Source organism: uncultured Actinomyces sp., from assembly GCF_963526355.1.
Lineage (GTDB): Bacteria > Actinomycetota > Actinomycetes > Actinomycetales > Actinomycetaceae > Actinomyces.
In genome coordinates, this window is sequence record NZ_CAUROW010000148.1 from 1 (window position 1) to 3521 (window position 3521).

Consider the following 3521-nt stretch of genomic DNA (forward strand, 5'->3'; position numbering starts at 1 on the left):
CCTACGCGGCGATGTGTCCGCGCAGGCCCGCTATGAGGTCTCCTCGCGCGGGGGCCTGGGCATGGTCGTGGGCGCACTGGGCGGGCACGTGCGCGAGTACGGCCGCCCCCGCCGCAGGCGGAGCACGGCACCGGCCGGCAGGGGGAACGCATGAACCGGCTGACGATCGCCATCCCCACCTTCCGGCGTCCTCAGGACCTGAAGCGGGCCGTCATCGGGGTCCTGGCGCAGGCCGGAGAGCTGGTCGGCGGCCTGAGCGCCGAGGCCCGCGAACCCGAGGGCGATGCGGCGGGCGCGATAGACGCGGACAAGACAGCCGGTGAGGTCGTCTGCGACGTCGAGGTCCTCGTCATCGACAACGACGCCCGGAGCACCGGGCGCCAGACCGCCCTCGCCGCAGCGGCCGACGCCGGGGTGGCCGTGCGTTCCTCCGCGAAGGCGCCCGAGGAGTCCGGGAGCGTGAGCCTGCGCTACGTCGTTGAGGAACGGCCCGGTGTGGCTGCGGTGCGCAACCGCGCCCTCGACGAGACCGGCGGGCGTGACCTGCTCGTCTTCATCGACGACGACGAGGAGCCCGAACCCGGCTGGCTCGCCGCCCTCGTGGGGCTGTGGGCCTCCACCGGCTGCCAGGCGGTGGCCGGCCCCGTCATCCCCGTCTACGAGGCCGAGCCGGAGGAGTGGGTGCGTCAGGGGGAGTTCTTCGTGCGCAGGACCTGGCCCACCGGCACGGTCCGTCCGGTGGCGGCCTCCAACTGCCTGCTGCTCGATCTGGAATTCGTGCGCAGGGCCGGGCTGCGCTTCGACGAGGCCTTCGGGGCCACCGGGGGAGAGGACACGCTCTTCACCCGCCGGCTGAGTGCTGCCGGGGGCGTCATCCGCTGGTGTGACGAGGCGCGCGTGCGCGACCACGTCCCGGCCTCGCGCCTCACCCGTCCCTGGATCCTGCGACGGCAGCGATCCCATGCCGCCACCTCGGTGCGTGTCGAGCTGGCCCTGGCCGGCGGCGGGGCTCAGCCGGCCATCCGGGCCAGGGCCGCCGCTGGTGGCCTGGTGCGTATCGTCGTCGGCGGCCTGCGGACAGCCGGTGGAACCCTCATCGGCAGCCCTAAGCACGCTGCCAAGGGGGCCCGGCTGTTGGCCCGGGGCCGCGGCATCCTGGCGGCCAGCGTCGGAGGCGGCGTCCACCGCGAGTACGACCACTGAAGGCTCGGGGCTCGAACTCACTGCGGTGCTTGGCTGAGGGTATCCCCGACGTCCTGCTCAGCACTGCACGAAGGTCGGGGATACTGGAGGAGGGGCGGGTGTACTCTATGGGGGTCGGGGGTTCGTGCAGTATGCACAACCCTTGGCCAGTGGGGGCATTGCTTCTTGCTGCTGGACATAGGGGCATCCCCCCTTAAACACCCTAAACACCCCTATGAATAAGCCTCATTGGCTCCTTGACTGTTGACGTCAACCGATCCGTCTCCACGTAGTATGCCAGCTATGAGGTTGAGTCCTTTTCGCAGAACCTACTTAATTCCTGAGGGCTGCTGGAATGGCTTCATCAAGATACCACATCCAGAAACTGCGACGCGCATCAACGTCAACCTGATCTACAGGCATCCAGTTCATGCCTCCCGCGGCAGCGCTGGCACACGTGTAACTGGTTTCAAAGCTGTCAGGAGCTAGTTCGTCATCATCAATATCATTATCTGCAGTATCATAGTCAGGATTTCGGTAACAAGCGGAAACCACCATTGCAGCGGCCGCGTCAGCCACCATTAATGCTGGGTTGGTAGTAGCATTTGAGCCGAATTTTGCTATCACATTCTGAAGGAAGCGAGAGGCGTCGTTCTCTGCGGCGCCTGGGTCTACGTTTTTCCCCATAAGAGCATGGGTTAGTTGTAGCATCCTATCGATGCTGGAATCTGCTGGAAACACCTGTGTCCATATCGACTTCACCTTATTGACGCACAGCACCTTGAGGTGTGTCCGATTTAAATAGGATGCCTCCGCGTCGGCAAAGTCATTCATTGCAATCCAAATGGCGGTTCGACTTTCCAACGAAAGAATCCCTTTGGGACTTGCGCTTAAATCAATTTTCGCTCGATTGATTGCGCTGCTCACAGCAAGCATGTCGATCATAAGTTAAGTCATTCCTTCCCTTACAAATTTAATATATCTCAGGTATCGGTTGGCCTGAAGACACTTGAAGTCCGGATGATGTGACGACTGACCCATCCGTTCTGAATATCCATGTTCCGTCTGGGTCGGTGGCATACCAGTCTCGGCGCTGATACTGAGCTAAACTTCGGAACCATCCTTGACAGTCTGGACACATAGGTTTAGATGCGCCAATGCGTGGCCATTTAGTGTTGAGTGCCATCTGTCGTTCGGCATGTGATGCAAAATACTTCCCGGGTACCCCCTGATCTACATAGTGTGAAGTTCTTGGATGTCCCATCTCGTCGGTGACTTGAAGCACCTCCTCGACATTAGGGTCCAGAAACCCTGGAGGGCGATCTTTTGACCAGCCACTGAGTGCATCGTTGTAGCGGTCGGACGAAACAGCTTTGCGTTTATTTCTTTTTGTCGCTGGAAGTTGTTCCTTGACTCGTGCGGCTCGTGTGTGTGCTGCTTGTGATTCTGCGACGTGTTGGGCTTGGGTTCTGGCTGCTGCTGCCTGTCTCATGGCGGCTCGGTTGGCGGCCATGTCCCTGGCGGTGGTGCGGGCGATGGTGTGTGCGCCGGCTCCGAAAACTGAACCTGGGATGAAGGTCAGGGCGAAGTCGAACAGGTCCCAGGCTAACTGGCCGGCGGTGACGTTGCTGAGGTATGAGGAGGTCGCTGCCGCAGGGTCGTGGATGAAGGAGGCCAGGCCGCGTCCGTGGGTCATGGTCCAGGAGGCGGCTCCGGTGACCGCCAGGGCCAAGGCCAGGCTCCATCCCGCGGTCATCAGCAGCATGGCGGCGGTGGCGATCATCAGGATCTGGCCGGCAGGGCCCAACTCGTCCCAGAAGGCGGCGAGAGCATCGAGCAGGCCCGCGAAGTAAGAGGGGGTGGAGGCGTCGTCGCCGTAGAACAACTCGGGGCCGATGGCTCGCGCCATAGTGATGCCCTGCCACAGGCACCCCAGTGCCACCAGACTGCTCATCGCCAGGGCCGCGACGGCGAAGAAAGCGGAACAATCATGATCGACACCACTGACCACAACATCGTTTCCGGGATCGGAGTTCGCTTAACCACCCGAGCCTCTTTGGAACTCGCATCGAGATCAACCATAGCGATTCAATCTACGTACGCAGCCTATAGAGATATTCTATCAAAAGTATACGGGCCTTACGACAAAGAAAAAAATGATTCAGGCACATATGTCGACTGGACACTCCCCAGTCATACCTCCCTACATCTTATCGCCACAGTTACGTTCGTTAAAGTTCGCATTGAAGCACCATTCGAGACAGACAGCATGTCACAAGCAATCTACTATGAAAACAAATACGGCCCCACTCTACCCTAGAGGTTCGGGCTGTTGGAGG

General features: G+C 61.0%; 4 protein-coding genes. 2 read left to right on the forward strand and 2 right to left on the reverse strand.

Features of this window, described 5'->3' with window-relative positions; translation table 11 throughout:
- Nucleotides 1-150: 150 nt before the first annotated feature.
- Nucleotides 151-1203: a glycosyltransferase gene (locus tag RWR81_RS12895; RefSeq protein ID WP_314458122.1), complete on the forward strand. Its 1053-nt coding sequence runs from the start codon at nt 151-153 to the stop codon at nt 1201-1203.
- Nucleotides 1204-1515: 312 nt separating this feature from the next.
- On the opposite strand, the gene RWR81_RS12900 is transcribed toward RWR81_RS12895, so the two are convergent.
- Complete coding sequence (locus RWR81_RS12900) at nt 1516-2127, reverse strand: Imm5 family immunity protein (protein ID WP_314458123.1); 612 nt, start codon at nt 2125-2127, stop codon at nt 1516-1518.
- Nucleotides 2128-2155: 28 nt separating this feature from the next.
- Nucleotides 2156-3193, reverse strand: a complete 1038-nt coding sequence (locus RWR81_RS12905; RefSeq protein ID WP_314458124.1) for a hypothetical protein — start codon at nt 3191-3193, stop codon at nt 2156-2158.
- Here RWR81_RS12905 and RWR81_RS13700 point away from each other — a divergent pair.
- On the forward strand, nt 3173-3502 hold the full coding sequence (locus tag RWR81_RS13700) for a DUF6301 family protein (RefSeq protein WP_399498452.1): 330 nt from the start codon (nt 3173-3175) through the stop codon (nt 3500-3502). The genes RWR81_RS12905 and RWR81_RS13700 overlap by 21 nt on opposite strands.
- Nucleotides 3503-3521: the final 19 nt, after the last annotated feature.